This window comes from Allobosea sp. GW823-FHT01F03 (genome assembly GCF_058798075.1).
Map to the genome: position 1 here is coordinate 3,268,561 of NZ_CM179505.1, position 25,731 is coordinate 3,294,291.

General features: G+C 67.4%; 22 protein-coding genes. 9 read left to right on the forward strand and 13 right to left on the reverse strand.

Features of this window, described 5'->3' with window-relative positions:
• Positions 1 to 28 precede the first annotated feature (28 nt).
• Positions 29 to 325, reverse strand: a complete 297-nt coding sequence (locus AC3RCC_RS15675) for an FAD assembly factor SdhE (RefSeq protein WP_291641733.1) — start codon at positions 323 to 325, stop codon at positions 29 to 31.
• Between the two features lie 143 nt (positions 326 to 468).
• On the opposite strand from AC3RCC_RS15675, the gene recG reads away from it, so the two are divergent.
• Positions 469 to 2,571: an ATP-dependent DNA helicase RecG gene (recG, locus tag AC3RCC_RS15680; protein ID WP_492255847.1), complete on the forward strand. Its 2,103-nt coding sequence runs from the start codon at positions 469 to 471 to the stop codon at positions 2,569 to 2,571.
• 8 nt (positions 2,572 to 2,579) lie between these two features.
• Here recG and AC3RCC_RS15685 read toward each other — a convergent pair whose 3' ends face one another.
• Positions 2,580 to 3,005 (reverse strand): RidA family protein, encoded by a 426-nt coding sequence (locus tag AC3RCC_RS15685; RefSeq protein WP_492255848.1) that lies wholly within the window; start codon positions 3,003 to 3,005, stop codon positions 2,580 to 2,582.
• A gap of 81 nt (positions 3,006 to 3,086) precedes the next feature.
• Positions 3,087 to 3,935 (reverse strand): SDR family oxidoreductase, encoded by an 849-nt coding sequence (locus tag AC3RCC_RS15690; protein ID WP_492255849.1) that lies wholly within the window; start codon positions 3,933 to 3,935, stop codon positions 3,087 to 3,089.
• A gap of 99 nt (positions 3,936 to 4,034) precedes the next feature.
• Between AC3RCC_RS15690 and AC3RCC_RS15695 the strand changes: the two genes are divergently transcribed.
• Together AC3RCC_RS15695 and AC3RCC_RS15700 are read left to right on the forward strand one after the other, a co-directional pair.
• Positions 4,035 to 4,928 carry a LysR family transcriptional regulator gene (locus tag AC3RCC_RS15695; RefSeq protein WP_492255850.1) on the forward strand — a complete coding sequence of 298 codons (894 nt, stop codon included), beginning with the start codon at positions 4,035 to 4,037 and terminating at the stop codon, positions 4,926 to 4,928.
• A 69-nt stretch (positions 4,929 to 4,997) separates the two neighbouring features.
• Positions 4,998 to 5,831 carry an AraC family transcriptional regulator gene (locus tag AC3RCC_RS15700; RefSeq protein WP_291641728.1) on the forward strand — a complete coding sequence of 278 codons (834 nt, stop codon included), beginning with the start codon at positions 4,998 to 5,000 and terminating at the stop codon, positions 5,829 to 5,831.
• Here the strand turns inward: AC3RCC_RS15700 and AC3RCC_RS15705 are convergent.
• Positions 5,821 to 6,543, reverse strand: a complete 723-nt coding sequence (locus AC3RCC_RS15705; protein WP_291641727.1) for a DUF502 domain-containing protein — start codon at positions 6,541 to 6,543, stop codon at positions 5,821 to 5,823. The two genes, AC3RCC_RS15700 and AC3RCC_RS15705, sit on opposite strands and share 11 nt — an antisense overlap.
• Positions 6,544 to 6,668: 125 nt before the next feature.
• Between AC3RCC_RS15705 and AC3RCC_RS15710 the strand changes: the two genes are divergently transcribed.
• The gene (locus tag AC3RCC_RS15710; RefSeq protein WP_492255851.1) at positions 6,669 to 7,064 is read left to right on the forward strand and encodes a YbaN family protein; all 396 of its coding nucleotides are present in this window, start codon (positions 6,669 to 6,671) and stop codon (positions 7,062 to 7,064) included.
• A gap of 18 nt (positions 7,065 to 7,082) precedes the next feature.
• Here AC3RCC_RS15710 and glmS read toward each other — a convergent pair whose 3' ends face one another.
• Both glmS and glmU read right to left on the reverse strand, forming a co-directional pair.
• Positions 7,083 to 8,909 carry a glutamine--fructose-6-phosphate transaminase (isomerizing) gene (gene glmS / locus AC3RCC_RS15715; RefSeq protein WP_452116269.1) on the reverse strand — a complete coding sequence of 609 codons (1,827 nt, stop codon included), beginning with the start codon at positions 8,907 to 8,909 and terminating at the stop codon, positions 7,083 to 7,085.
• Positions 8,910 to 9,016: 107 nt separating this feature from the next.
• Complete coding sequence (gene glmU / locus AC3RCC_RS15720; RefSeq protein ID WP_465247556.1) at positions 9,017 to 10,372, reverse strand: bifunctional UDP-N-acetylglucosamine diphosphorylase/glucosamine-1-phosphate N-acetyltransferase GlmU; 1,356 nt, start codon at positions 10,370 to 10,372, stop codon at positions 9,017 to 9,019.
• A gap of 358 nt (positions 10,373 to 10,730) precedes the next feature.
• On the opposite strand from glmU, the gene AC3RCC_RS15725 reads away from it, so the two are divergent.
• On the forward strand, positions 10,731 to 12,260 hold the full coding sequence (locus tag AC3RCC_RS15725; RefSeq protein WP_492255852.1) for an OpgD/OpgG family glucan biosynthesis protein: 1,530 nt from the start codon (positions 10,731 to 10,733) through the stop codon (positions 12,258 to 12,260).
• 104 nt (positions 12,261 to 12,364) lie between these two features.
• Positions 12,365 to 14,443, forward strand: a complete 2,079-nt coding sequence (mdoH, locus tag AC3RCC_RS15730) for a glucans biosynthesis glucosyltransferase MdoH (protein ID WP_492258791.1) — start codon at positions 12,365 to 12,367, stop codon at positions 14,441 to 14,443.
• Positions 14,444 to 14,456: 13 nt separating this feature from the next.
• On the opposite strand, the gene AC3RCC_RS15735 is transcribed toward mdoH, so the two are convergent.
• The 7 genes from AC3RCC_RS15735 to tpiA all read right to left on the reverse strand — a co-directional run bounded on the left by AC3RCC_RS15735 (position 14,457) and on the right by tpiA (position 20,895).
• Positions 14,457 to 15,410 (reverse strand): VOC family protein, encoded by a 954-nt coding sequence (locus tag AC3RCC_RS15735; RefSeq protein ID WP_492255853.1) that lies wholly within the window; start codon positions 15,408 to 15,410, stop codon positions 14,457 to 14,459.
• Between the two features lie 19 nt (positions 15,411 to 15,429).
• Positions 15,430 to 16,596, reverse strand: coding sequence for a glutathionylspermidine synthase family protein (locus AC3RCC_RS15740; protein ID WP_492255854.1), 1,167 nt, complete (start codon positions 16,594 to 16,596; stop codon positions 15,430 to 15,432).
• A gap of 2 nt (positions 16,597 to 16,598) precedes the next feature.
• Positions 16,599 to 17,225, reverse strand: coding sequence for a DUF1190 domain-containing protein (locus AC3RCC_RS15745; protein ID WP_452116274.1), 627 nt, complete (start codon positions 17,223 to 17,225; stop codon positions 16,599 to 16,601).
• Between the two features lie 10 nt (positions 17,226 to 17,235).
• A complete protein-coding gene (locus AC3RCC_RS15750; protein ID WP_291640482.1) occupies positions 17,236 to 17,637 on the reverse strand; it encodes a DUF350 domain-containing protein in 402 nt (133 codons plus the stop codon).
• Between the two features lie 182 nt (positions 17,638 to 17,819).
• Positions 17,820 to 19,448 (reverse strand): CTP synthase, encoded by a 1,629-nt coding sequence (gene pyrG / locus AC3RCC_RS15755; protein ID WP_492255855.1) that lies wholly within the window; start codon positions 19,446 to 19,448, stop codon positions 17,820 to 17,822.
• Positions 19,449 to 19,605: 157 nt separating this feature from the next.
• Positions 19,606 to 20,007 (reverse strand): preprotein translocase subunit SecG, encoded by a 402-nt coding sequence (secG, locus tag AC3RCC_RS15760; protein ID WP_291640486.1) that lies wholly within the window; start codon positions 20,005 to 20,007, stop codon positions 19,606 to 19,608.
• 126 nt (positions 20,008 to 20,133) lie between these two features.
• Positions 20,134 to 20,895, reverse strand: coding sequence for a triose-phosphate isomerase (tpiA, locus tag AC3RCC_RS15765; RefSeq protein WP_492255856.1), 762 nt, complete (start codon positions 20,893 to 20,895; stop codon positions 20,134 to 20,136).
• A 149-nt stretch (positions 20,896 to 21,044) separates the two neighbouring features.
• On the opposite strand from tpiA, the gene AC3RCC_RS15770 reads away from it, so the two are divergent.
• From AC3RCC_RS15770 to AC3RCC_RS15780, 3 genes are all read left to right on the forward strand, one after another.
• Positions 21,045 to 22,958, forward strand: coding sequence for a SurA N-terminal domain-containing protein (locus AC3RCC_RS15770; RefSeq protein WP_492255857.1), 1,914 nt, complete (start codon positions 21,045 to 21,047; stop codon positions 22,956 to 22,958).
• Between the two features lie 11 nt (positions 22,959 to 22,969).
• Positions 22,970 to 24,484: an anthranilate synthase component I gene (gene trpE / locus AC3RCC_RS15775; protein ID WP_492255858.1), complete on the forward strand. Its 1,515-nt coding sequence runs from the start codon at positions 22,970 to 22,972 to the stop codon at positions 24,482 to 24,484.
• A gap of 218 nt (positions 24,485 to 24,702) precedes the next feature.
• Positions 24,703 to 25,680 (forward strand): ABC transporter substrate-binding protein, encoded by a 978-nt coding sequence (locus AC3RCC_RS15780; protein ID WP_291640494.1) that lies wholly within the window; start codon positions 24,703 to 24,705, stop codon positions 25,678 to 25,680.
• The last annotated feature ends 51 nt before the right edge of the window (positions 25,681 to 25,731 follow it).

Sequence of the window (25,731 nt, forward strand, 5' to 3'; positions counted from 1 at the left end):
ATGACAATGAAGGGAGCAGGCCAAGCCCTCACACATGAATCGGCTTGGTGTGGTTGTGGAACGCCTTCAGCCGGCGGAACAGCGCGCTGTCGTAGTTCTCCGGCACCTCCGCCTCGCCGGTGATCCAGCTCAGCAGGTCGCGGTCTAGCACCTCGATCAGCCGCTCGAACTCGTCGAGCTCTGCCTCGCTCAGCCCGCCGATCTCCGCATCGGCGAAGCGGCCCATGATCAAATCGGTCTCGCGCATGCCGCGATGCCAGGCGCGGAACAGGATCTTGCGCCGGCGCGGGTCGAGATCGGCGCTGCTGCGGGTCGAGCCACTCATCGTTGTCCTCACGCTGGCGAATGCGGAATGGACCGGCCCGTCGCCGAGCCAGCCTTCGCGGGCTATATAGCGAGGGAATCCGACGAAGTCAGCGGTGCCCGCGCCGCGATCCTCGCACTCCTGACATGCTGTGAGCGGCTCCTTTGCGTCCCTCGATCCTCGATCCGCTGTTTGCCCCCGCCACCGCGCTTTCCGGCGTCGGCCCGAAGCTCGGCAAGCTGCTCGACAAGTTCCTCGGCGACGAGAGCCATGATGCCCGCGTCATCGACCTGCTTTTCCATCTGCCGAGCGGCGCCGTCGACCGCCGCCCCAGCGAGAGCATCGCCGAGGCGCCGATCGGCGAGATCGCGACCTTCGCAGCGCGGGTGAGCGAGCACCGCCCGCCGCCACCGAGCAAGGCGAAGGCGCCCTATCGCATCCTCGTCGAGGACGAGAGCGGCGACGTGACCTTGGTCTTCTTCCATGCCGATGTCCGCCATCTGCTCCAGACCCTGCCCGTCGGCGCCTACAGGCTGATCTCGGGCAAGCTCGAACTCTGGGACGGTATGCGCCAAATGGTGCATCCCGACCGGGTGCTCGATCCCAAGCTCGCCGCAACCCTGCCCTCGATCGAGCCGGTCTACCGCCTGACCGAGGGCGTCGGCGGGCGGATCATGGCCAGGATCGTCGCCGGCGCGGCCGAGCGCTGTCCGGAGCTGCCGGAATGGCAGGATGAGGGCTTTCTGGCCAAGGCCGGCTTTCCCGCCTTCCGGCCGGCCATGCAGGCGCTGCATCATCCGCCGGACCTCAGGGCGGTCGAGGGCGACACGATCGCGCGCCGGCGCGTCGGCTATGACGAATTGCTGGCGAGCCAGATCGCGCTCGCCCTCGTCCGGCGCCAGCAGAAAAAGATGGCCGGCCGCGTCACGGCGGGCGACGGCGCCCTGCGCCGGGCGATCGAAACCGCCCTGCCCTTCAGGCTCACCGACGGCCAGCGCAAGGCCGTCGCCGATATCCATGACGACATGGAAAAGCCCGAGCGCATGCTGCGCCTGCTGCAGGGCGATGTCGGCTCCGGCAAAACCGTGGTCGCGCTGATGGCGATGGCCGCGGCAGCCGAGGCAAAACGGCAATCGGTGCTGATGGCGCCGACCGAAATCCTCGCCCGCCAGCATGCCGAGCGCCTGGCGCCGCTCGCCGAAAAGGCCGGGCTGAAGCTCGCTCTGCTGACCGGCCGCGAAAAGGGCGCGGGACGCCGCCAGGTCCTGGCCGGGCTTGCCAGCGGCGAAATCGACATCGTCGTCGGCACCCATGCGCTGTTCCAGGAGGGCGTCGACTTCCACGACCTCGCGCTTGCGGTCGTCGACGAACAGCATCGTTTCGGCGTGCACCAGCGCCTGCTGCTCGGCGCCAAGGGCGAGGCGGTCGACGTGCTGGTGATGACGGCGACGCCGATCCCGCGCACGCTCGCCTTGACCTGGTTCGGCGACATGGACGTCTCGATCCTCTCGGAGAAGCCGGCGGGCCGCAAACCGATCGCCACCAAGGCGATCTCCTCCGAGCGCTATGACGAGGTGGTCGGGGCCGTCGGCCGCGCCATCGAGGCCGGTGCGCAGGTCTATTGGGTTTGCCCGCTGGTCCAGGAATCCGACACGCTCGACGTCGCGGCGGCACAGCAGCGTTTCGAGGCGCTGCAGGACGCGTTCGGCGACAAGGTCGGCCTGCTGCACGGTCAGATGCCGGGGCGCGACAAGGATGCGGCGATGGCGGCCTTCGTCGCCGGGCAAACGCGCTTGCTGGTCTCGACCACGGTGATCGAGGTCGGCGTCGACGTGCCCAATGCCTCGGTCATGGTGATCGAGCATGCCGAGCGCTTCGGCCTCGCCCAGCTCCATCAGCTCCGCGGCCGGATCGGACGGGGCTCGGCCGCCTCGACCTGCCTCCTGCTCTACAAGGGCCCGCTCGGGCCGGTCGCAGAGGCGAGGCTGACGATCATGCGCGAGACCGAGGACGGTTTTCGCATCGCCGAGGAGGATCTTCGCCTGCGCGGCGAAGGCGAGGTGCTCGGCACCAAGCAGTCGGGCTCGCCCGACTGGCGCATCGCCCGGCCCGAGGTCGATGGCGATCTGCTCGCGGCAGCCCGAGACGATGCCCGGCTGCTGATCGAGCGCGATCCCAATCTGGAGACGCCGCGCGGCCAGGCGATCAGGACCCTGCTCTATCTGTTCGAGCGCGACGTCGCGATCAGGTTGCTCCGCGCGGGCTGAGGCCGCGCTCAGCCGTGTGCGACCGGCGCTCTTTCGGCAGCTTTGGGCGGCAGGCGGGCGATCACCTTGAGCTCGAAGTCGAAGCCGGCGAGCCAGGTCACGCCGACAGCCGTCCAGGCCGGATAAGGCGGCTCGCCGATCTCCTCGGCCCGGACGGCCAGAACCGTGTCGAACTGCGTCTGCGGATCGGTGTGAAAGGAGGTGACGTCGATCACGTCGTCGAAACTGGCATCCGCCGCCGCGAGCACGGCGCGCAGATTGGCGAAGGCCCGGCGGACCTGGTCCTCGAAGACCGGTTCGGGCGAGCCGTCCTCTCGGCTCCCGACCTGTCCGGAGACGAAGAGCAGGTCGCCATGCCGGATGGCGGCGGAATATTGATGGACGTCATAGAGGGCGTGGCGGCCGGCTGGGAAAATCGCGTCGCGTTTGGGCATGTCATTGCCTCATGATCTTCGAATGAGAAATTGAATTGAGATCCCGTTGCATTTCGCTTGGCGGGCCGACGGGACCAGCGTTCAGAGGCGCGCGAGTTCGGCCTCGGTGAAGTCCGCCGCGACCGAGATCTCCTTCTGGCTGTCGAGCTCGTCGATCCGGCCGCCGAGCGCCTTCCGGATGCGGGCATAGGCGTCGGCGCCGAGCACGAGCCGCCTGGGAAGCGGTCCCTTCCGGTCGGCGAGCCCGATCATCGCCTCGGTCACCCGCTCGGGGTCACCCTTGATCACCCAGGAGCCACGAACCGCTGCCCGGGTCTGGCCGACGGGCGTCTCCTCATAGGCATCGAGGGCTTCGGCGTGGGCGAGATTACCGCCGAACTCCGTTCGGGTCGGACCGGGCTCGACCAGGGTGAGTTCGATGCCGAAGGGCGCGACCTCCAGCGCCACGGTTTCGACGAAGCCCTCGATCCCCCATTTCGTCGCGTGATAGAGACCGAGGCCGGGATAGACGATCTGCCCGCCCTCGCTCGAGAGCTGCTGGATCCGGCCACCGCCCTGTTTGCGCAGATGCGGCAGCGCCGCCTGGATCAGCGTGATCGAACCCATGAGATTGGTCGCGACGATGTCGCGGACCTGCTGGTCGCTGACCTCCTCGGCTGCGCCGACGAGACCATAGCCGGCATTGCTGACGACGATGTCGATACGACCGCGCTCTTCGAAGGCACGGTCGACCGCGGCGCGCACGGCAGCCTGGTCCCTAAGCTCGAGGGCGACGATGCCAAGTCGCTGCGGATAGCGCTCGCGCAGATCGGGCAGCGCATCCGCCCTGCGGCTGGTTCCAACGACATGATCGCCGCGCGCCAGCACCTTCTGCGCCAAGAGCCGGCCGAGCCCGGACGACACGCCGGTTATGAGCCAGGTTTTCTGCATGTTCCACATCTCCCGGTTTGACACCGGCATGAGATAGAGGCGAAGCATTGTGCGGATTAGACGCTAAAATCCGTATGGGTTGATGCCGGATAGCCAGCAATGAACCGCCCTTCGCTCAACGACCTCACGGCCTTCGTGGCCGTCGCCACCCGGCGCAGCTTCCGTCATGCGGCCGATGAGCTCGGCATGGCGCCGTCCACCTTGAGTCATGCGATGCGTGCCCTCGAGGAGCGCATGGGGGTGCGTCTGCTGAACCGCACGACGCGCAGCGTCTCGCCGACCGAGGCGGGCTTCGAGCTGCTCGGCCGGCTTCAGCCGGCTCTCGCCACCCTGGACGATGCCCTCGACAGCATCGCAACCTTCCGCGGCAGCGTGGCCGGGAAGGTCCGGATCAACGTGCCGCGGCTGGTGGCGACGCTACTGGTACGCGAGGTGCTGCCCGTGATGGCCGAGCGCTTTCCGGGCGTCATCGTCGACATCGTCGTCGAAGGGCGGCTGGTCGACATTGTATCGGCGGGGTTCGATGCCGGCGTGCGCCTTGCCGGATCGATCCACAAGGACATGGTCGCCGTGCCGCTCGGCGCCGCGATCAGCTTCATCTGCATTGCCTCACCGGCCTACCTGGAACGCTTCGGCGAGCCGGGCAGTCCGGAGGAACTGGAGAGCCATCGCTGCATCGGCCACCGGATGCCGAGCGGCAAGCTCTATCGCTGGGAGTTCGAACGGGCCGGGCAGGAGCTGACGATCGAAGTCGGCGGACCGGTCATCCTCGACGACGAGGAGCTGATGGTGGAGGCCGCGATCAATGATCTCGGCATCGCCTATGTCGCCAGCCCGGCCGCCGAGACGGCCTTGGTCGAGGGACGCCTGCGCCAGATCCTCACCGCCTGGGCGCCGGCTCCGGAAGGGGTGGCGGTCTATTACCCCGGGCATCGCGCCGTACCGCCGGCGCTGCGGGCCTTTCTCGACGTCGTCAAGACGCTGCAAAAATAGCCGGCAGCAATCCCGATCAAGCGCCGGCGCCATGCCGGCGCCATCATGGCCGCGCTTCGTGAGACCCCAATGGATCCGATCAAGAAAGCGCTCTGGTGCATCGAAAGCCGCTTTGCCGCGCCGCTCTCGCTCGACGAGATCGCCGAGGTCAGCGGCGTCTCCCGGTTCCATCTCGTACGCGCCTTCGGCGTGGCGACCGGCCGTTCGGTGATGCGCTATGTGCGCGAGCGACGGCTGACGGAGGCGGCACGCCAGCTCGCCAATGGCGCGCCCGACATCCTCTCGGTCGCGCTGGATTGGGGCTACGGCTCGCACGAGGCCTTCACCCGCGCCTTCCGCGAGCAGTTCGGCCTGACGCCGGAAGAGCTGCGGGCCCGGCGCGATCTGTCCTCGCTCACCCTCGTGGAGCCGCTACCCATGAACGCCATCTCCTCCAGCCCGCTCGGCGAGCCGCGTCTCGTCACCGGCAAGCCGTTGCTGATCGCCGGTTTCGGCGGCCATTTCTCGGTCGAGAACACCGCCGGAATCCCCCTGCTCTGGCAGAAGATCGCCCCGCATTTCGGCCATATCCCCGGACAGGTAGGGCATGTCGCCTATGGCGCGAGCCATAATTGCGACGATCAGGGCGCCTTCGACTACATCGCCGGCGCCGAGGTCTCAAGCTTTTCCGAGCTGCCCGCGGAGTTCGAGCGGCTGCGTGTGCCGGAGCAGCTCTATGCGGTGTTCGAGCATCGCGGCCACATCACCGCAATCAAGCAGAGCTTCGAGGCAATCTGGCGCGACTGGCTGCCCAAGTCCGGCCGCGAGCCCGCAATGGGGCCGACCCTGGAACGCATGGACGAACGCTTCGACGCCGCGACCGGCAATGGCGTCGTCGAGATCTGGCTCGCCCTCAAGGGCTGATCCGCCCCCCATTGCCATTGGCGCCGTTGCGTCCCAGAGCGTCGCCGGGCTGGATCATGCCGGCGGACATGATCAGCTTGGCGCCCTCCTCGACCGAGATCGCGACCTCGACCACTTCTCGCCGTGGCAGATAGAAGAAAAAGCCGGTGGTCGGATTCGGCGTGCAGGGCAGGAAGACGCCGATCTGCTCGTCGCTATCGGGCAGCTTACCGGCGATTTCGGGGGCTGCTTCCTGGGCGATGAAGACGATCGACCACATTCCCGGCTGCGGAAACTGCACCATGCCGACCTTGCGGAAGGAGGTCCCGGACTGGGAGAAGATCGTCTCGAAGACCTGCTTCACGCCCTTGTAGAGCCCGCGCACCACGGGCATCCGGTTGAGAAGCGCCTCACTGGCGCCGATCAGCGTGCGTCCCACGAGATTGGCGGCGAAGAAGCCGAGCAGGGTCAGCCCGACAAGGGCTATGACGACGCCGAAGCCGGGCACCGGAAAGCGCAGATAGGTGTCCGGCCAGAACTGCGCCGGAACCAGTGGCTTGACCCAGCCATCGACCAGATTCACGAACCACCAGGTCACCGAGGCGGTGATGGCGAGCGGTGCCGCCAGCACCAGCCCGGTCAGGAAATAGCGGCGGAGCCTGGTACCGAAGCTCGGCCGCAGCATGTCGGGATGAACGACGAGATGCGGATCGGGCGGGCGGGCTGCGGCCATCGACTGTCCTGGGCTTCGGTCGGTTCCAAGGCTTGCGGGGCTTCGAGCTTGCACCGCAATATGCGACGATAGCCTAGCAGCCGCTGCTGGCTAGCCCCTGATTCTCCGATGGCGACAAGGCGCGCGTGTCCGAGCCTTCCAGAAAGCACGGCCCCTGGCGCCGCTCCCTCTATTTCGTCGCCGGCTGGGTGCTGACCGCCGTCGGCGTGATCGGGCTCGTGCTGCCTCTGATGCCGGGCACGATCTTCCTGATCGCAGCGGCCTGGTTGTTCTCGCGCTCTTCGCCGCGCTTCGAGGCCTGGCTGCTCGGCCATCCGAAACTTGGACCACAGGTCGTGGCCTGGCGGCGGACCGGCTCGATCGCGCGCAAGACCAAGTACATCGCCTGCGGCTCGATGGCCTTGAGCTTCGCCCTGGTGGCGGCGAGCGATGCGCCGCCGGTCGCGTTGTGGGTGACCGGTGCCTGCCTGATTGCGGCAGGCACCTATGTCGCCAGCCGGCCGGAGCCGGCCGGCGATTGAATCAGGCCCGGCCCGCGCTCACTCGACGGTGACGGACTTCGCCAGATTGCGCGGCTGGTCGACGTCCTTGCCCATGAAGACGGCCGTCTGATAGGCGATCATCTGGATCGGAACGGCGTAGACGATCGGCGCGAAGAGCGGGTCCATCTCCGGCATGATGATCGTCGTCTCGGGCTCGATGCCGCATTCGGCGGCGCCCTTGGCGTCGGTGATCAGGATGATCCGCCCGCCACGCGCCGCGACTTCCTGCATGTTGGACGCCGTCTTCTCGAACAACGCGTCATGCGGGGCGATGACGATGACCGGCATCTCCTCGTCGATCAGCGCGATCGGGCCGTGCTTGAGCTCGCCCGCCGGATAACCTTCGGCGTGGATGTAGCTGATTTCCTTGAGCTTCAGCGCGCCCTCAAGCGCCAGCGGGAAGGCCGTTCCGCGTCCGAGATAGAGCACGTCGCGTGCCCGCGACAGCTTGCGTGCGAGCTTCTCGATCTCCGGCTCCAGGGTCAGGGCCTGCGCCATCAGCCCGGGCAGCGCGATCAGCTCCTGGACGTAGCGTGCCTCCTGCTCGGCCGAGAGGGTGCCGCGCTCACGGGCGGCCGCCAGTGCGAGGCCGGCGAGCGCCGTCAGCTGGCAGGTGAAGGCCTTGGTCGAGGCGACGCCGATTTCCGGCCCGGCCAGGGTCGGCGCCACGACATCGCTCTCGCGGGCGATCGTCGAGGTCGGGACGTTGACCACCGACAGGACGTGCTGCCCCTCCTGCCTTGCATAGCGCAGGCAGGCGAGCGTGTCGGCGGTCTCGCCGGACTGCGAGACGAAGAGCGAGAGCCCATTCGCCGGCAGCGGCGCCTCGCGATAACGGAACTCGGAGGCGACATCGATTTCGACCGGCAGCCGCGCCAGCTTTTCGAACCAGTACTTGGCGGTCAGGCCAGCATAATAAGCCGTTCCACAGGCCGAAACCGAAAGCCGCGACAGGGCCTTCCAGTCGAAAGGCGCGTCGAAAGGCAGCCGGGCCCGGCCATTCGCCATGTCGACGAAATGCGTCAGCGTGTGGCCGACCACTTCCGGCTGCTCATAGATCTCCTTGGCCATGAAGTGATGGTGGTTGCCCTTCTCGACCAGGAAGGCCCCGGCGGCGACGCGCTGGGCGCGGCGCTCCACCTGCGCCCCAGAGGCGTCGTAGAAGGTTGCGCCACCACGATTCAGCACCACCCAGTCGCCCTCGTCGAGATAGGCGATCAGATTGGTGAAGGGCGCCAGCGCGAGCGCATCGGAGCCGAGATACATCTCGCCGTCGCCGATGCCCACGGCCAGCGGCGAGCCCTTGCGCGCGCCGATTAGCAGATCCTCCTGCCCCTCGAACAGGAAGGCGAGCGCGAAGGCGCCGCGCAGGCGTGGCAGGCAGGCGCCGACCGCCGCGACTGGGTCCTTGCCACGGTCGAGTTCGCGGGTGACGAGATGGGCGACGACCTCGGTATCGGTCTCGGTCTCGAAGACGTGCCCGTCAGCCTGGAGCTCCGCCTTGAGCTCGCGGAAGTTCTCGATGATGCCGTTATGGACGACCGCCAGCTTGGCGGTGGCATGCGGATGGGCGTTGGTCTCGTTCGGCCGACCATGCGTCGCCCAGCGGGTATGGCCAATGCCGATCAGCCCGTCGAGCGGCTCGCTCGACAGCCGGACCTCGAGGTTCTTGAGCTTGCCCTCGGCGCGCCGACGGCTGAGCCTGCCATGCTCGAGCGTGGCGACCCCGGCCGAGTCATAGCCGCGGTATTCGAGCCGCCGCAGCGCCTCGACCACCTGCCCAGCGACAGCTTCCTTGCCGAGAATGCCTACGATTCCGCACATGCCTATGCCTCACGGGAAGTTTTCGTTGCCGTCCGCAATAATGCGCCCGGCGCCGAATGCCCAATCACGATGAATGTCGAACTGTGAACGCGACGGCGCGGAGCCGGCTAGCGCGCCGCCTTGCGGGCCTTCGCCGCTGCCCGGAAGTCCGCCGCCCAGCCTTCGCGCTCGACCTGGCGGCCGCGCGCGACGGCCAGCGCGTCCGGCGCCACGTCGCGGGTGATCACCGACCCCGAGCCGACATAGGCCCCTGCACCGATCGTCACCGGCGCGACCAGCGCCGAATTCGAGCCGACAAAGGCGCCCTCGCCGATGATCGTCTTCGACTTGAAGAAGCCGTCATAATTGCAGGTGATGGTTCCCGCGCCGATATTGGCGGCCGCGCCGATCTCCGCATCGCCGATATAGGTGAGATGGTTGACCTTGGCTCCGGCGCCGATCGTCGCCGCCTTGATCTCGACGAAGTTGCCGACCTTGGCCCCCTCGGCGAGATCGGCGCCCGGCCGCAGCCGGGCATAGGGGCCGATCGTCGCGCCTGCTCCGACGCTCGCACCTTCCAGATGCGAGAAGGCGTGGATCACCGCCCCGTCGGCAACGCTGACGCCCGGTCCGAAGACGACATTCGGCTCGATCACGACATCGCGGCCGATTCTCGTGTCATGGCTGAAGAACACGGTGTCGGGAGCGATGAGGGTCGCTCCCGACGCCATGGCCTCGAGGCGCCGGCGCTTCTGGAAATCGGCTTCGGCCCCGGCGAGCTGGGCGCGGTCGTTGACGCCCTGCACCTCGGCTTCCGGCGCGATCAGCGCGATGGTCGTCAGCCCCTGCCGGCGAGCAACTTCGACCGCATCGGTCAGGTAGTATTCGTTCTGGGCGTTGGCGTTGCCGATCGCCTCGAGGATGGCGAGAGCGCGCTTCCCATCGAGAGCCATCAGCCCGGCATTGCAGAGCCGGATGGCCCGCGTCGCCGCATCCGCATCCTTATGCTCGACGATGGCTTCGAGCTGACCGTCCCGGGTGACGAAGCGGCCATAGCCGCTCGGATCGCGGGCCTCGAAACCGAGCGCCGCAACACCGGCGCCCTGGCGCAGCGCCTGCCGCAGGCCGGCATAGGTTTCGGGCCGCACCAGAGGCGTGTCGGCGAAGGCGACGAGGACGTCGTCATGATCCTCGGCCAGGCTGGCGCGCGCCGCGAGAACCGCATGGGCCGTACCCTTGCGCTCGGCCTGAACCGCGATCCTGGCATGCGGAGCGAGCCTGCTCACCTCCGCGGCGACATCCGGGCGGTCCGGGCCGATGACGACGACGAGCGAATCCGCTCCAGCGGCGGAAACGGCCGCAAGCGCATGGCCGAGCAGCGAGCGCCCTGCCATCTCATGCAGCACCTTCGGTCGGGCCGACTTCATCCGCGTGCCCTCGCCGGCCGCAAGGATGATGGCGAGGCAGGTTCGGGCGGGCTGCATTTCCGTCATGATCTTCGAGTCTCATGCTGTCGGGAGAATAGCGGTCGACGCGGATACGTCCGAAGCCGGCCATCGGTCCGGCGCAGGCGGGTGTTGCGCGGGGAGTGGATAGCCGATCCGAGGCGGATTTGGCAAAGTCGACGGCCGAAGCGAAAGCGGAATTTCCGCAAAGCCTTGGCTGGAAGGGGCGAGCGATCCGGGGCATGGCCTTGCGAAAGCCGCGAGGCTCTTTTTTTCACCTTACAAAGTGGCGTGCGCTTTCCAGCTCGCCGCAAAATGCTCTAGAAGCGCAAAGCGGCCGGCCCGCCGACGGCGCATGTTGGAACTGATGTCGAAATCCTTGAATCGTCGTCGATTTTTGAGCGCTGCCGCGACCGGTCTCGTCGCCCAGCGCCTGGTGGCCGGCACGCCGGCACATGCCCAGTCGAGCTGGGCGGGCCTGGTGCAATCGGTCATCGCCGAAGGCCAGCGCTTCGAAGCCTCGCTCGTCGTCGAAGCGGCGCGGATGCTGTCGCGCCGCCCGATGGTGCCGCTGACTGCCACCGACCTGCCCGAGGGCTACGCCACCCTGCCCTATGATCAGTATGTCGGCATAAGGGCCCAGCCCGGCGGACTGATCTGGGCCGGCGAAAATCGCGGCTTCACGATCGAGCCGATGCATCGCGGCTATGTCTTTTCGGCGCCGGTCAGCCTGTTCGCCGTCGAGGATGACGTGGTGCGCCGCGTGGCTTTCGACCGCGGCAAGTTCGATTATGGCCGGGTCACCCCGCCCCCGGCCGGGCTCGATCTGCAATTCTCGGGATTTCGGGTCGCGACGGGACTTGAGCGCCCGTTCGAGGTCGCGACCTTCCAGGGCGCGACCTTCTTCCGCTCGCTGGCTCGCGGCCAGAATTTCGGCGCCTTGGCCCGGGCACTGATTCTGCGCCCGGGCGAAACGCGCGGCGAGGAAATCCCTTTCTTCCGCGCCTTCTGGATCGAGCGGCCAAGCCCGGCCTCCGGCGTGCTGATCATCCACGGGCTGCTCGATTCCGAAAGCGTCGCGGGCGCCGTGCGCATGACCTTGCGGCCCGGCGACATGACCTTCATCGACGTCGAGATGACGCTGTTCGCCCGCGCCAATCTCGATCATGTCGGCTTCGGCTGCACGATGGGCACCTTCTTCGCCGGCCCGCAGAGCCGGCGCACCTTCGACGATGTGCGACCGGCCGTGCACGAACTCTCCGGTGTCCAGATGCAGTCCGGCAGCGGCGAGTGGATCTACCGGCCGCTCAGCAACCCCGCCAATCTGCAGGTCTCCTCCTTCCAGGATTCGAACCCGCGGGGCTTCGGGCTGGTGCAGCGCGAGCGCGACCCCAATGCCTTCCTCGACGACGACCAGCGACTCGAGCTGCGCCCGAGCGTCTGGATGGAGCCGCTCGGGGATTGGGGCCAGGGCTCGGTCCAGCTGATCGAGATCCCGACCGATTCCGAACTCAACGACAACATCATCGCCTATTGGCGGCCGCGACAGCCGATCGCCGCTGGCAGCGAGACGACCGTGGCCTATCGCCAGGCCTGGTGCTGGCAACCGCCGGATCGGCCGGCGCTGGCGCTCGCCACCCGAACCAGGCAGGGCCGCGGCACGCAGGGCCGCCGCCGGCGCTTCATCGTCGATTTCACCGGGGAGCGGCTCGCCGATGCCGGGCTGGTCGCCGCGACGAGGGCGATCGTGACCGCCACCCCCGGCGCGGTGCATAATCTACGCCTCTGGCCTTTCCCCGAGCGGCGGACCATGCGCGTCGGCTTCGAAGTCGACCCCGGCAACGAGAATCTCTCGGAGCTTCGCCTGGTTCTCGACGCTGGCGGCCAGGCGGTATCCGAGACCTGGTTGAATCGATGGACATGGTGAGCACGCAGCACGCGACAGTGGACGAGATCGTCCGCAAGCCGGAAGGCGAGATCGCGACCTGGCCGGCGCCTTTCGAGGCGACACCGCCGGAGAACAGGCTCGACATGCCGGTGCAGTCCTTCCGTCGCTGGAAGGGGGCGGAGCGGCGCGCTCCTGCTGCGCCGTCGGCCTGGCGCACGCCCTGGCTGGCGCGCCTCTTCGTCTTCGGCGGCGCCTGGGCGCTGACGGCCTATGGCGCCTGGGAGATGTACAATGTCGTGTCAGTCAGCCGCACGACCTTCCTGCAGTATGTGCTGCTCCTGCTGTTCACCGTGAACTTCTCCTGGATCGCGCTCGCCTTCACCAGCGCGATCCTCGGCTTCGTCACCCTGCTGTTCGGCCTGCTGAAAAGCCCGCGCGCCGAGACGCTGAGCCAGAAGACCGTGGTGGTGATGCCGATCTACAACGAGTCGACGGCACGCACCTTCGCGGCATTGGCCGCGATCCGCGAATCGGTCGAGGCGACGGGGCTCGGCGAGCATTTCGACTATTTCATCGTCTCCGACACGACCAACCCGGACATCTGGGTCGCGGAGGAGCGTGCCTTCCTGGCGCTGCGCCAGCGACTGGGACCGGAGGCGCGGATCTATTACCGCCATCGGCCGAAGAACCATCACCGCAAGGCCGGCAACATCGCCGATTTCGTCACCCGCTGGGGCGGGCACTACGCCCATATGGTCGTGCTCGACGCCGACAGCCTGATGACCGGCACCTGCATCGTGCGCCTGGCGGCGGCGATGGAGGCCGATCCCGACGCCGGCATCATCCAGTCGCTGCCGCTGATCATCAACCGCAACACCTTCTTCGCGCGCCTCCAGCAGTTCGCGGCGCGCGTCTACGGGCCGGTGATCGCGACCGGACTCGCGGTCTGGTCCGGGCGCGACGGCAATTACTGGGGCCATAACGCGATCATCCGGACGAAGGCCTTCGCCGACCATTGCGGCCTGCCCGACCTGAAGGGCAAGCCGCCCTTCGGCGGCCATGTGCTCAGCCATGATTTCGTCGAAGCGGCGCTGATCCGGCGTGCCGGCTGGTCGGTCTACATGCTGCCGGATCTGACCGGTTCCTATGAGGAAAGCCCGCCCTCGCTGATCGACATCGCGACGCGCGACCGGCGCTGGTGCCAGGGCAATCTGCAGCATTCGCGCGTCATCGGCGCCAAGGGGCTGACGCTGGCGACGCGGCAGCATTTCGCCACCGGCATGATGGCCTATCTCGCCTCGCCCTTCTGGCTGATGCAGCTGGTGGTCGGCATCCTGATCGTGCTGCAGGTCAACTACGCGCGGCCCGAATACTTCACCCATGAGTTCACGCTGTTCCCGATCTGGCCGCGCTTCGATCCCGAGCGCGCGCTGAACCTGTTCGCGCTGACCATGGCGATCCTGCTGGCGCCAAAACTGTTCGGGCTGCTGCTGACGCTGTTCGACGGCAAGCTGCGGCGCGCCTGCGGCGGCGGCGTCCGCCTGACCCTTTCGGCCCTGCTCGAAGTGCTGTTCTCGGCGATCTTCGCGCCGATCATGATGGTGATCCAGTCCGGCTCGGTCTTCCAGATCCTGCTCGGCCGCGACACAGGCTGGAATCCGCAGCGCCGCGACGACGGCTCGATCCCGTTCAAGGACATCGTGCGGCGGCATCGCACGCATACCATGCTCGGCCTGATCGCCGGCCTCTCGGCCTTCATGATCGCGACCTCGCTCTTCGCCTGGATGTCGCCGACCATCGTCGGCCTCGTGCTGGCGATCCCGCTGTCCTGGGCTTCGGGCCAGCTGGCGCTCGGCCTCTGGCTGAAGCGGCACAACCTGCTCGTCACGCCCGAGGAAGGCGCGCCGCCGGCGATCGCGACGCGCGCCAACGCGCTGCAGGCCGAATTCATGAAGGCCGGCTATGACGATGCCGACGGGCTCGTGGCGCTGCATGCCGACCAGGTGCTGCGCTCGGCGCATGAGAGCATGCTGCCGCAGGTCCAGCCGCGCCGGCGCGGCGAGATCGAGCCCGAGCGGGCGGTGGCGCAAGCGAAGCTGGTCGATGCCGAGACCGTCTCGGACGCGGCGATCTGGCTGAAGCCGAAGGAGCGCATGGTCGTGCTGCACGACCGGGCCCTGCTCGGCCTGCTCGCCAGTCTGCCGGAAGGGCCGGCCCGGTAGGTCAGACCCGCGTTCAGCCCTGCTCGAAGACGATGGCGCAGCCGAGCCCGGCGCTCGGCGGCACGGCGAGGCTGCGCTCGCTGCGGCGATATCCGACACCCTGGCGCCCGAGGCTGGATTCGACCTTCGCCAGATCGGGAACCGTCACGGCAAAGCCGGCGAAACGGGGCTCCGCCCGATTCGCTGCGTCATCAGCGAGCTGCGCGTCGGAAGCCCTGGGCGTGAGTACCTCGATGCGGCCCCGCGCCAGATCGAGACGCAGGCCGCCATCGGCGGTCTCGATCGCCGCCGCACCGGAAAAGGCAGAGAGGAAATCGCGCTGCGCCAGCGGCTCGGCGGCGACCATGAAGGTCGCGGCAAGCCCGCTCGCGCCATTCTCGTGCTGCTGGAAGGCCGGGTTCCAGAAATTCTGCGGCTCGTGCTGCTGGCAGACGAAGAAGCCGCATTCGCGCGCTGCGGGATTGGCGGCGAAGGCCAGGCTGAAGGCGACGCGAACCTGCGAGCCATCAGGCCGCTTTGCCTGCCGCTCGAAGAAGAACGGCTCGAAATCGCCGATTCCCGCCTGCCTGAAGCCCGCCGCATCGGCGCGCGAATCCTGGCTTTCGAGCACGAGCATCGACATGCCCTGGCCGCACGCCAATGCGTCGCGGACGAAGGCGCCGAAGGAGAAGAGATGCTGGCCATGCGGCGGAATCGCCGTGCCGTCGCCGACGGTGATCAGTTCGAGGAAGGCGCCGGGAAACTGGACGATCCGGTTTTCCGTACCCCAGGGATGGCGGTTGCGCGCGCCGACCCGGAAGCCGAGACGGGCATAGAAATCGCCTGCCGCATCGAGATCGGCGACGCCGATGACGAGATGGTCGAGGCCGCGCGAAGGCGAAGACTGGTTCATGGCTGGCTGGGCTCGCAGAAACAGGGCGGTCGATTCGCACCATGTTAGCCCATCCTGCGCCGGGTGCGCGGGCACCGCTGGTTCGCGCGGCTTTCTAGGCCTCGATGAAATGCGGCACGAAGCGCGAGCTGTTCTTGGTGATCGGCGTCGCATCCTCGCGGATGCCGAGGCCGCAGGGCTGCGAGGCGACGAGCCAGGAACCGAGGACCGGATAGTTCCCATCGAAATTCGGCAGCATCGCCACCGCCTGCAGCACGAAGCCCTCGGCGCCATAGGGACCGTCGTCGCTGTCGCGCACCGTCCCGCCTTCGATCAGCGTCACATTGGCGCCCTCGCGCGAGTAGAGCGGCTTGCGGACATGGCTGGCGCCGAGCTCGGCGCAGCGTGGATCGCCCTCGAAATAGGCCGGCAGCAGATTGGGATGTCCCGGCGCCATCTCCCAGAGATAGGGCAGCAGTCCCTTGCTGGAGACCAGCGCCTTCCAGGGCGGCTCGACGAAGCAGCAGCGCGAGGTCGCGAGCGCGCCGGCATAGCGCTCGCGAAACAGCCATTCCCAGGGATAGAGCTTGAACAGCATCTCGATCGGCAGGCTGGCGCCATCGCAGAAGCGCCCATCGGCGAGCAGGCCGATCTCCTCGATGAAGCTGAAGCGGGCGTCGATCCCGGCCTGCGTGGCGCAGTCCATCAGGTAGTCGACCGTGCCCTTGTCCTCGGCACTGCCCTCGACGCAGGTGAAATGCATGCGCTCCGGCGCCGGCTCTCGAAGCTGGCCGAAGGCCGCGACCAGCCGCTCGTGCAGCGAGTTGAACTGGTCGCAACCGCGTGAGAGCAGGCCCCGGGCCATCGCCTGTTCGAGCCAGTCCCATTGCACCACGGCCGCCTCGAACAGCGAGGTCGGCGTGTCGGCATTGTACTCGAGCAGCTTGGCCGGCCCCTTGCCGTCATAGGCGAGGTCGAGCCGGCCGTAGAGGTTCCGGTCGCCGCGCTGCCAGCTGTCGCGAATCAGTTGCCATTGCGCTTCCGGCACGGCGAGCCGGCGCATGATCTCCTCATCGGCGATGGCGCGCTCGACGAAGGCGAAGCAGAGCTGCTCGATCGCCCCGGTCGGCGCCTCGATGTCGTCCTCGATCTGCCGGAGCGAGAAGCCATAGGCCGCGCTCTCGTCCCAATAGGTCTCACCCTCGATCGTGTGGAAGGCGAAGCCCAGGCGCTCGACCTGAGCCTGCCAGTCCGGGCGTGGCGACAGGGAAAGCCGGCGCATGGTCAGGACGAGGAGGACGAGGAATAGGAGCGTGAACTCGAGCCGAAACCGCCGCGCGAGGCGACGCTCGGCGTGCTCGCCATGCCGGTCGAGGAGATGTTGCGGGCGACCATGGCCTGGCCCGAGGTTGTCGTGTAGGCGCGTGAGCGGCTGCTGCTGCCGCCATAGTAGCCGCTGCTGGATGATGACGCGCTGCGTGCCGGCTGCTCGCATTCCGGGCGCCCTGAACCCGGCTGGCGCGTGCCTGGCGGGCAGGCGGAGCTGGTCGGCGGCAGGAGCGGCTGGGCGGCGCCACCGCCCGCCATGAACTGGCGCGCCAGCATGATGCCGGCCAACGCGGGAATTGCGACCTGGGCCCCATTCCAGACCGCGCTCTGGCAGCCGCCGCTGCCATATTCCTGCTCGCAGGCCGCCGTGCTGCCGAATTTCCTGGCCTCGCGCAGATGGTTCGCGGCGGCCTCGTTGAAGCGCTGCTCGCATTGGCTGGCGCTGAGCTGGTTGCCGGCTCGGCATTCCGCGACATTGCTGTAGATCAGCGAATCGTCGGTCTCGCCGCCGGAGAGGGACCAGTAGCTCGCAACGAGCACCACACCCACTGCGGCAAGGCCGATCTGGGTCGAGCGCTTCATCGAGACCTCCTCACTCGGTCATGCTGGCGGCGGCCAGCGTGCCGCTGATGACGGCGATCACGGCCAGCATCGCGGCCGAGGGAAGCCGATCCTCCTCGATCTTGCGCGAGAGGTCCGGGATCACGATGCGGGCAAAGCCATAGGCACCGAACTGGATCAGCATGGCGATGACCGCCCAGATGACCAGATCGGGAATGCTGCTGGCCTGCTCGATCGCCTTTTCGAGCGGCACCGAAAAGCCGACGATGTTGCCGCCGAAGGCGATTGCCGCTGAGAGATTGCCGTTGCGGATCAGCGCTATCTCGTCATGGGCGGTCAAGCGCAGATAGGCAGCGGCGAACCCGGAGATCAGCGCGAAGCCGACACAGAAATAGAGGAGGAACGCCGGCAAGCCGGCCATCGAGATCGTCATGCCGCCCCCAGCGAATACCTGCGCCCGGAGAGCTCACTATACGGCAGCCGCGCAGATGCGCCAGACTGCCGCAGGATGAATGGCAACGGCATTGCGCGCCTCGCCTTCGGAAGGAAGATGCGAAGCGCGCCTTGTGACTGTCAGAGCAGCAATTGCGCGGCCGGGGATCCCCGAACGGCCCGTCAGACCAGACGGCTTTGCACCACCGCCGCCTCGATGAAGCTGGCGAAGAGCGGATGCGGCTCGAAAGGCCGCGACTTCAGCTCGGGATGGTACTGCACGCCGATGAACCAGGGATGGTCGGCATATTCCACCGTCTCCGGCAGCAATCCGTCGGGCGAGACGCCGCTGAAGCGCAGGCCGCGCGCCTCAAGCTGCTGGCGATAGCCCATATTGACCTCGTAGCGATGGCGGTGCCGCTCCGAAATCTCGGTCGAGCCGTAGATCTTCGCAATCTTGGTGTCGGCCGACAAACGGGAGGCGTAGGCGCCGAGCCGCATCGAACCGCCGAGATCGCCGCCGGCTGTGCGCTGCTCGATCTCGTTGCCGCGCATCCATTCGGTCATCAGGCCGACGACGGGCTCGTCGGCCGGTCCGAACTCGGTCGAGTTCGCGCCCTCGATGCCGGCCAGCGAGCGGGCCGCCTCGATCACCGCCATCTGCATGCCGAAGCAGATGCCGAAATAGGGCACCTTGCGCTGCCTCGCGAAGGTCGCCGCCTTGATCTTGCCCTCGGCGCCGCGATGGCCGAAGCCGCCGGGCACCAGGATGCCGTGGACATGCTCGAGGAAGGGGGTCGGGTCCTCCTTCTCGAAGACTTCGGACTCGATCCAGTCGAGATTGACCTTGACCCGGTTGGCGATGCCGCCATGGGTCAGCGCCTCGATCAGCGACTTATAGGCATCCTTCATCCCCGTATACTTGCCGACGATGGCGATGGTGACCTCGCCTTCGGGGCTCTTCACGCGCTCGGAGATGCGCCGCCAATTGCTGAGATCGGGCTCCGCCCCGGCATCGATGCCGAACGCCGCCAGGACCTCGTTGTCGAGCCCCTCGGCGTGATAGGAGAGCGGCACGTCGTAGATCGACGCCACGTCGCGGGCCTCGATCACCGCCGTCTCGCGGACATTGCAGAACAAGGCGAGCTTGCGACGCTCCTCGCGCGGGATCTCGCGATCAGTCCGGCAGAGCAGGATATCGGGCTGGATGCCGATCGAGCGCAGCTCGGCGACCGAATGCTGGGTCGGCTTGGTCTTCAGCTCGCCGGCGGTCGGGATATAGGGCAGCAGCGTCAGGTGCAGGAAGATGCACTGGCCGCGCGGCAATTGCTGATTGGTCTGGCGGATGGCCTCGAGGAAGGGCAGGCTCTCGATGTCACCGACCGTGCCGCCGATCTCGACCAGCACGAAGTCGAAGCCTTCATTGCCGGAGAGCACGAACTCCTTGATGGCGTTGGTGACGTGCGGGATGACCTGGATGGTCGCGCCGAGATAGTCGCCCCGGCGCTCGCGCGTCAGGATGTCCATGTAGATGCGGCCGGTGGTGATGTTGTCGCCCTTGTTGCAGGGCCGGCCGGTGAAGCGCTCGTAATGCCCGAGATCGAGATCGGTCTCGGCTCCGTCATCGGTGACGAAGACTTCGCCATGCTGATACGGGCTCATCGTGCCCGGATCGACATTGAGATAGGGGTCGAGCTTACGCAGGCGGACCGTATAGCCACGTGCCTGCAGAAGGGCTGCGAGAGCCGCCGACGCCAAGCCTTTGCCGAGCGAGGACACCACGCCGCCGGTGATGAAAACATACCGCGTCATGGGAGGTCACCTTTAACGCCAAGATTGCGATTCGCTAAGCGCGCCGATGAGGGTCGGATGTGCGCTGCGTGCTTATCCACAATAGAGCAGAGCCGGCTTCCGGTCGCCCTGCCCTCAAAAGAGAAGGGCCGGTTTCCCGGCCCCTGCCCCGCCCCGATCATTGACCCGGCGCCGCCGGGGTCGGCGGCTGCGAGCCGCCGGGATTCTGCATCTGCCGCAACTGGTCGAGGACGCCGCCGGCATTGGGAGCCGAAGGTGCGCTCGGCACGGCCGGAGCCGTGGCCCCCGGAGCGGGAGCACCGTCGATGATCGAACGCTGGGTCCGGCCATGGGTCGCGAGCACGGCCAGCGTGATCGAGGTAATGAAGAACAGGCCCGCCAGGATCGCCGTCGCGCGCGTCAGCGCATTGGCCTGGCCGCGGCCGGTCATGAAGCCGCCGACGCCGCCGCCACCGCCCGAGCCCATGCCGAGGCCGCCGCCCTCCGAGCGCTGAAGCAGGACGACGCCGACGAGCGCGATCACGATGAGCAGGTGGATGACGATGATAACGTTCTGCATGGCTCACGAAATGGGTATGGCGCGCGCGATCGCCAAGAGGAGCGTATCGGCGCCGGATCCGTGTTTCGGCGCTGCCCTTAGCATGGGCAGGCGCGCCGCACCACAAGCGATTTCAAACGATCGGCCTCAGCCGCAGGCACGGGCGATCGCCAGAAAATCCTCGGCCTTGAGGCTGGCGCCGCCGACGAGCGCACCGTCGACATCGGCAACCCCCATCAGTTCGGCGGCATTCGACGGCTTGACCGAGCCGCCATAGAGCAGCCGGACGCCTGCGGCCGCGGCCTTACCCAGAATGCGGCCGAGCTCGGCCCGGATCGCCGCATGCATTTCGGCGACATCCGCCACGGTCGGGGTCAAACCCGTGCCGATCGCCCAGACCGGCTCATAGGCGACGACCAGCGTCGCGCCGGTCGAGCCTTCAGGCACCGAGCCGCGCAGCTGCTTCTTGACCACGGCGAGCGCCTTGCCGGCCTCGCGCTCTTCCTTCGTCTCGCCGACGCAGACGATCGGAACCAGCAATGCCGCCTGCGCTGCCTCCGCCTTGGCTTTCACGGTGGCGTCGCGCTCGCCATGCAAGGTACGGCGCTCGGAATGGCCGACGATGGCGAATTGCGCGCCGGCATCGGCCAGCATCGCAGCCGAGACCTCGCCGGTGAAGGCACCGCTTTCACGCAGGCTGCAATCCTGACCGCCGGTGGCGATCCGCGAGCCGATCAGCGCGGCCGTCATCGGATAAAGCAGCGTCGCCGGCGGGCAGATGGCGAGATCGACCTGGCGCCGCAGGGCGCCGTCATGGCCGCGCGCGATCCCGGCGGCGATGCCGAGATCGGCCTTCAGACCGTTCATCTTCCAGTTGCCCGCCACCAGCGGCTTGATGCTTGCCGTCACGTCCACCTCCGAATTTTCCTGCAAGGGCACTAGCAACGCCGGGATCGGTTCGCAATCACGAGCAAGAGCCGGCGATTGCCGAGGCGAGCCTCTCTACCTATAAGCGGCGCGCAAATGCGACGCCGCCGACAGGACAGGAAGATAGCAAAATGATGATGCAGGGCATCCGCAAGGCGGGGCAAAGCCTGGTCGGCAAGCTCCTCGTCGCCTTGATGTTCGGGTTCCTGATCCTGTCCTTCGCGATCTGGGGTGTCGGCGACATCTTCCAGGGCTATGGCCGCAACGCCGTCGCCACCGTCGGGAAGAGAGAGATCAGCATCGAGCAGATGCGGACGGCCTATCAGAACGAGACCCAGATGCTGACGCGTCAGCAGCGGCGCTCGATCACGCCGGAAATTGCCCGCGCGCTCGGTGTCGACCAGCGTGTCCTGTCGCGCCTGATCACCGAGGCGACGCTCGATCAGGTCGCCATCAGGATGGGGCTCGCCGTCTCCGACGACACGGTGCGCGACGTGATCTTCAACGATCCGAATCTGAAGAACGCTTCCGGCGCCTTCGACCGCAACCGCTTCAACGAATTGCTGCGGGCCATCGGCCTGACCGAGCAGGCCTTCGTGCGCGAGCAGCGCGCGGCGACGATGCGCCAGGAGCTCGCCGAGATGGTGATCGGCGGCATCTCCGCCCCCGTCGCGCTGCAGGAGCTCGGGCACCGGCTGCGCAACGAGAAGCGCGACATCGCCTATGCGGTGATCCCCGAGACCGCTGCCGGCGAGATCGCAACGCCCGCCGAGGACGTGCTCAAGCGCTTCTTCGAAGAGCGCAAGGCCGCGTTCCGCGCGCCGGAATTCCGCAACGCCAATGTACTGGCTCTGACCCCGGCCAATCTCGCCGACGCCGCCAAGGTCTCCGATGCCGACGCCAGGGCGCATTACGAGTCGGTCAAGACGCAACGCTACGGCTCGCCCGAGCGCCGCACCGTGCAGCAGATCAGCTTCCCGAGCATCGAGGAGGCTCAGGCCGCCAAGGCGAAGATCGATGGCGGCGAGACCTTCGAAGCGATCGCCACGGCCCGCAACGTCTCGGAGCAGGATCTGACGCTCGGCACCTTCACCCGCGAGGGCCTGTTCGATCCGGCCGTCCGCGACGCGGCTTTCGCCCTTGCCCAGGGGGCCGTCAGTGCGCCCGTCCAGGGCGGCTTCGGCGCGGTGCTCCTGCGGGTCAGCGAGATCGAGCCGGAGCGTCTGAAGAGCTTCGAGGAAGTCGCCGACGAGGTCCGCAACGAGGTCGCGACCAGCAAGGCCGCCGCGCAGATTTCCGATCTGCACGACAAGATCGAGGACCAGCGCGCCTCGGCTCGCCCGCTCGGCGAGATCGCCAAGGAATTCGGCCTGACCCTTCGGCCGGTCGGGCCGGTCGATGCCGGCCTGCGCAAGCCCGACGGCGCGCAGGAAGCCCCGCTGCCGGGCGGCGACGCGACGCTGACGGCGATTTTCGGCTCGGATATCGGCGTCGACAACGAGGCGCTGCGCCTGCCCAATAATGGCGGCTATGTCTGGTACGAGGTCACCAAGATCGAGCCGCCGCGCGACCGCAGCTTCGACGAGGTCAAGGCCGAGGTCGAGCGCCAGTGGCGCGCCGACGAAGTCGCCGCGAAGCTCTCGGCCAAGGCGCGCGAGCTGATCCAGCGTCTCGATGCCGGCGAGGACTTCGCTACGGTCGTCACCGCCGCCGGGCTGAATCCCGAGGCGGCGAGCGACCTCGGCCGCCAGGACCAGAGCGATGCCCTGCCCCGCAATGTCGTCTCGCTGATCTTCGGCACCCCCGTCGGCAAGAGCGCGTCCGCTGCGGCCGACGGTCAGGGACGCATCCTGTTCCAGGTGAAGGCGGCGACGGTGCCGCCCTATATGCGCACGACCGAGGAAGCCGAGAACTTCGTACGTCTGTTCACCTCGAGCCTCAGCGACGATGTGCTGATGCAATATGTCGGCAAGCTGCAGAAGGATCTCGGCGTCTCGGTCAACCAGGCCGCCTTCCGCAACGCGACCGGCGGCACGCAGAACTGAGAGTTCCAAGCATGGCGTCGGCCTTCGACCTCGAACGTTTCACCGCCGCCTACGACGCCGGCCAGCCCCAGCTCGTGACGCTGAGCCTGGTCGGCGACTGCGAAACACCCGTCGCGGCCTTCATGAAGCTGCGCCATGCCGGCAAGGGCCCGGCCTTCCTGCTCGAATCGGTCGAAGGCGGCGCCGTGCGCGGGCGCTATTCGATGATCGGGCTCGAGCCCGATCTGATCTGGCGCTGCCATCACGGCCAGGCCGCGATGTGCCGGCCGGCCCTCGGCGACGCCCTCCTGCCGGACGCCCGACCCGCCTTCGAGAGCCTGCGCTCGCTGCTGGCGGAAAGCGCGATCCCCGACCAAGACGGGTTGCCACCGATGGCGGCAGGCGTGTTCGGCTATCTCGGCTACGACATGGTGCGCCTGATGGAGCGCCTGGCCGAGCCGAAGGAAACCGGCGTCGGCGTGCCCGACGCAATCCTGATGCGGCCGACGCTGATGGTGGTGTTCGACGCCGTGCGCGACGAGATCACCGTGGTCTCACCGGTGCGGCATCAGCCGGGCGTGTCCGCCGCCATCGCGCATGAACGAGCCCAGGAACGGCTCGAAGCCGTCGTGCATGCGCTTGAATCACCGCTCCCGGCCGAAGCCGCGATAGACATCGCCGGCCTGTCCCATCCCGAGCCGGTCTCGAATACCAGCGAAGCCGAATACGAAGCGATGGTGCTGAGCGCGCAGGAATACATCCGCGCCGGCGACATCTTCCAGGTCGTGCTGTCGCAGCGCTTCGAAGCTCCCTTCGAACTGCCGCCCTTCGCGCTCTATCGGGCGCTGCGCCGGATCAATCCAGCGCCTTTCCTCTGCTATCTCGACTTCGAGGACTTCCAGATCGTCTGCTCGAGCCCCGAGATCCTGGTCCGGATGCGCGAGGGCAATGTCACCATCCGCCCGATCGCCGGCACCCGTCCGCGCGGCGCGACGAGCGAGGCCGACAACGCGCTCGCCGAGGATCTGCTCGCCGACCCCAAGGAGCGCGCCGAGCATCTGATGCTGCTCGATCTCGGCCGCAACGATGTCGGCCGGGTCGCCGAGATCGGCAGCGTGCGCGTCACCGATTCCTTCTTCATCGAGCGTTACAGCCAGGTGATGCACATCGTCTCAAACGTCGAAGGCCGCCTCGCCGCGGAGCATGATGCGCTTTCGGCACTGATCGCCGGCTTCCCGGCCGGCACCGTCTCCGGCGCCCCCAAGGTCCGGGCGATGGAGATCATCGACGAACTCGAGAAGGATCGCCGCGGCGCCTATGGCGGCTGCATCGGCTATTTCGGTGCCAATGGCGAGATGGACACCTGTATCGTGCTGCGCACCGCCGTGGTCCAGGATGGGCGCATGCAGGTCCAGGCCGGCGCCGGCATCGTCTATGATTCCAACCCGGCTTCCGAGCAGACCGAATGCGTCAACAAGGCCAAGGCGCTGTTCAAGGCTGCGGAGGAAGCCGTCCGCTTCGCCGCACGCAGCCGACGCGGACAGTGAACCGCGGCGATCCCCACCTGCGCCCGCACCGGCTTGCCATGCGGCCGCCTCACTTGCACGCCGCGATTTTGGCCGCACATAGTGGCCCAAGTCGAGGCCACGGCCCCTGATATTGTTTTTTTTCTGACTGGCCCGCACGGCAATCACAACCGGCCCTGCCCCGCTGCCAAGGAATGAAGTCAGCACGGTGGGGGCCGGCAACCGATGGAGAGAACACCATGCGTCTCGGCGCAAGCTTGATTGGCAGCGGCATCGCCCTGGCACTCCTGGCCGGAACGGCCGCCTTCGCGCAACAGGCCCAACAGAAGGTGACCGTCGCCGTCACCGCGATCGTCGAGCACCCGGCGCTCGATGCCGCTCGCGACGGCGTCAAGAAGGCGCTCGAGGAGGCCGGATACAAGGACGGCGCCAATCTCAGCTTCCGCTACGAATCCGCGCAGGGCCAGCCGGCGACGGCAGCCCAGATCGCGCAGAAATTCGCCGGCGAGAATCCGAACGTGATCGTTGCGATCGCGACGCCCTCAGCCCAGGCGATGGTCACGGCGACGCAGACGATTCCGGTGGTCTTCACCGCCGTGACCGACCCGGTCGCGGCCCAGATCGTCAAGGACCGCAAGGCGCCGGGCGGAAACGTCACCGGCATTTCCGACTTCTCGCCGCTCGAAGCCCAGTTCGACCTGATCAAGGAACTGGTGCCCGCAGCCAAGAAGATCGGCGTCGTCTTCAATCCCGGCGAAGCCAACAGCGTCGCGCTGCTCAACGCCGTGAAGGCGCTGGCACCGGCCCGCAACCTCCAGATCGTCGAGGCTTCGGCGGGCCGGACCGCCGATGTCTCCGCCGCCGCGCAGAGTCTCGTCGGCAAGGTCGACGCGCTCTATCTGCCGACCGACAACACCATCATCTCGGCGCTCGGCACGGTGCTCGCCGTCGGCACCGACAACAAGCTGCCGGTCTTCACCGGCGACACCGAGTCGGTCCAGAAGGGCTCGGTCGCCTCGATCGGCTTCGACTATTTCCAGGTCGGGCTCGAGACCGGCGCGGTCGTCGTGCGGATTCTGAAGGGCGAGAAGCCCGGCGCCATTCCGGTCAGCAATGCCAGCGGCAGCAATCTCGTGATCAACGCCAAGGCCGCCGCCGCGATGGGCGTCACGGTTCCGCCGGCGGTGCTGGCGCGCGCCAAGCAGGTCATCAACTGAGGTGAAGCGGCGGCGCACAACGCCGCCGCCAACGGCCGCCTAACTCGCCGT

What these genes read in the sequence shown, in the direction of transcription:
- AC3RCC_RS15675 (WP_291641733.1), bottom strand. Translation starts at nt 325, where the DNA reads ATGAGTGGCTCGACCCGCAGCAGCGCCGATCTCGACCCGCGCCGGCGC.
- AC3RCC_RS15685 (WP_492255848.1), bottom strand. Translation starts at nt 3,005, where the DNA reads ATGCCCAAACGCGACGCGATTTTCCCAGCCGGCCGCCACGCCCTCTAT.
- AC3RCC_RS15690 (WP_492255849.1), bottom strand. Translation starts at nt 3,935, where the DNA reads ATGCAGAAAACCTGGCTCATAACCGGCGTGTCGTCCGGGCTCGGCCGG.
- AC3RCC_RS15695 (WP_492255850.1), top strand. Translation starts at nt 4,035, where the DNA reads ATGAACCGCCCTTCGCTCAACGACCTCACGGCCTTCGTGGCCGTCGCC.
- AC3RCC_RS15700 (WP_291641728.1), top strand. Translation starts at nt 4,998, where the DNA reads ATGGATCCGATCAAGAAAGCGCTCTGGTGCATCGAAAGCCGCTTTGCC.
- AC3RCC_RS15705 (WP_291641727.1), bottom strand. Translation starts at nt 6,543, where the DNA reads ATGGCCGCAGCCCGCCCGCCCGATCCGCATCTCGTCGTTCATCCCGAC.
- glmS (WP_452116269.1), bottom strand. Translation starts at nt 8,909, where the DNA reads ATGTGCGGAATCGTAGGCATTCTCGGCAAGGAAGCTGTCGCTGGGCAG.
- glmU (WP_465247556.1), bottom strand. Translation starts at nt 10,372, where the DNA reads ATGCAGCCCGCCCGAACCTGCCTCGCCATCATCCTTGCGGCCGGCGAG.
- mdoH (WP_492258791.1), top strand. Translation starts at nt 12,365, where the DNA reads ATGCCGGTGCAGTCCTTCCGTCGCTGGAAGGGGGCGGAGCGGCGCGCT.
- AC3RCC_RS15740 (WP_492255854.1), bottom strand. Translation starts at nt 16,596, where the DNA reads ATGCGCCGGCTTTCCCTGTCGCCACGCCCGGACTGGCAGGCTCAGGTC.
- AC3RCC_RS15745 (WP_452116274.1), bottom strand. Translation starts at nt 17,225, where the DNA reads ATGAAGCGCTCGACCCAGATCGGCCTTGCCGCAGTGGGTGTGGTGCTC.
- AC3RCC_RS15750 (WP_291640482.1), bottom strand. Translation starts at nt 17,637, where the DNA reads ATGACGATCTCGATGGCCGGCTTGCCGGCGTTCCTCCTCTATTTCTGT.
- pyrG (WP_492255855.1), bottom strand. Translation starts at nt 19,448, where the DNA reads ATGACGCGGTATGTTTTCATCACCGGCGGCGTGGTGTCCTCGCTCGGC.
- secG (WP_291640486.1), bottom strand. Translation starts at nt 20,007, where the DNA reads ATGCAGAACGTTATCATCGTCATCCACCTGCTCATCGTGATCGCGCTC.
- AC3RCC_RS15770 (WP_492255857.1), top strand. Translation starts at nt 21,045, where the DNA reads ATGATGATGCAGGGCATCCGCAAGGCGGGGCAAAGCCTGGTCGGCAAG.
- trpE (WP_492255858.1), top strand. Translation starts at nt 22,970, where the DNA reads ATGGCGTCGGCCTTCGACCTCGAACGTTTCACCGCCGCCTACGACGCC.
- AC3RCC_RS15780 (WP_291640494.1), top strand. Translation starts at nt 24,703, where the DNA reads ATGCGTCTCGGCGCAAGCTTGATTGGCAGCGGCATCGCCCTGGCACTC.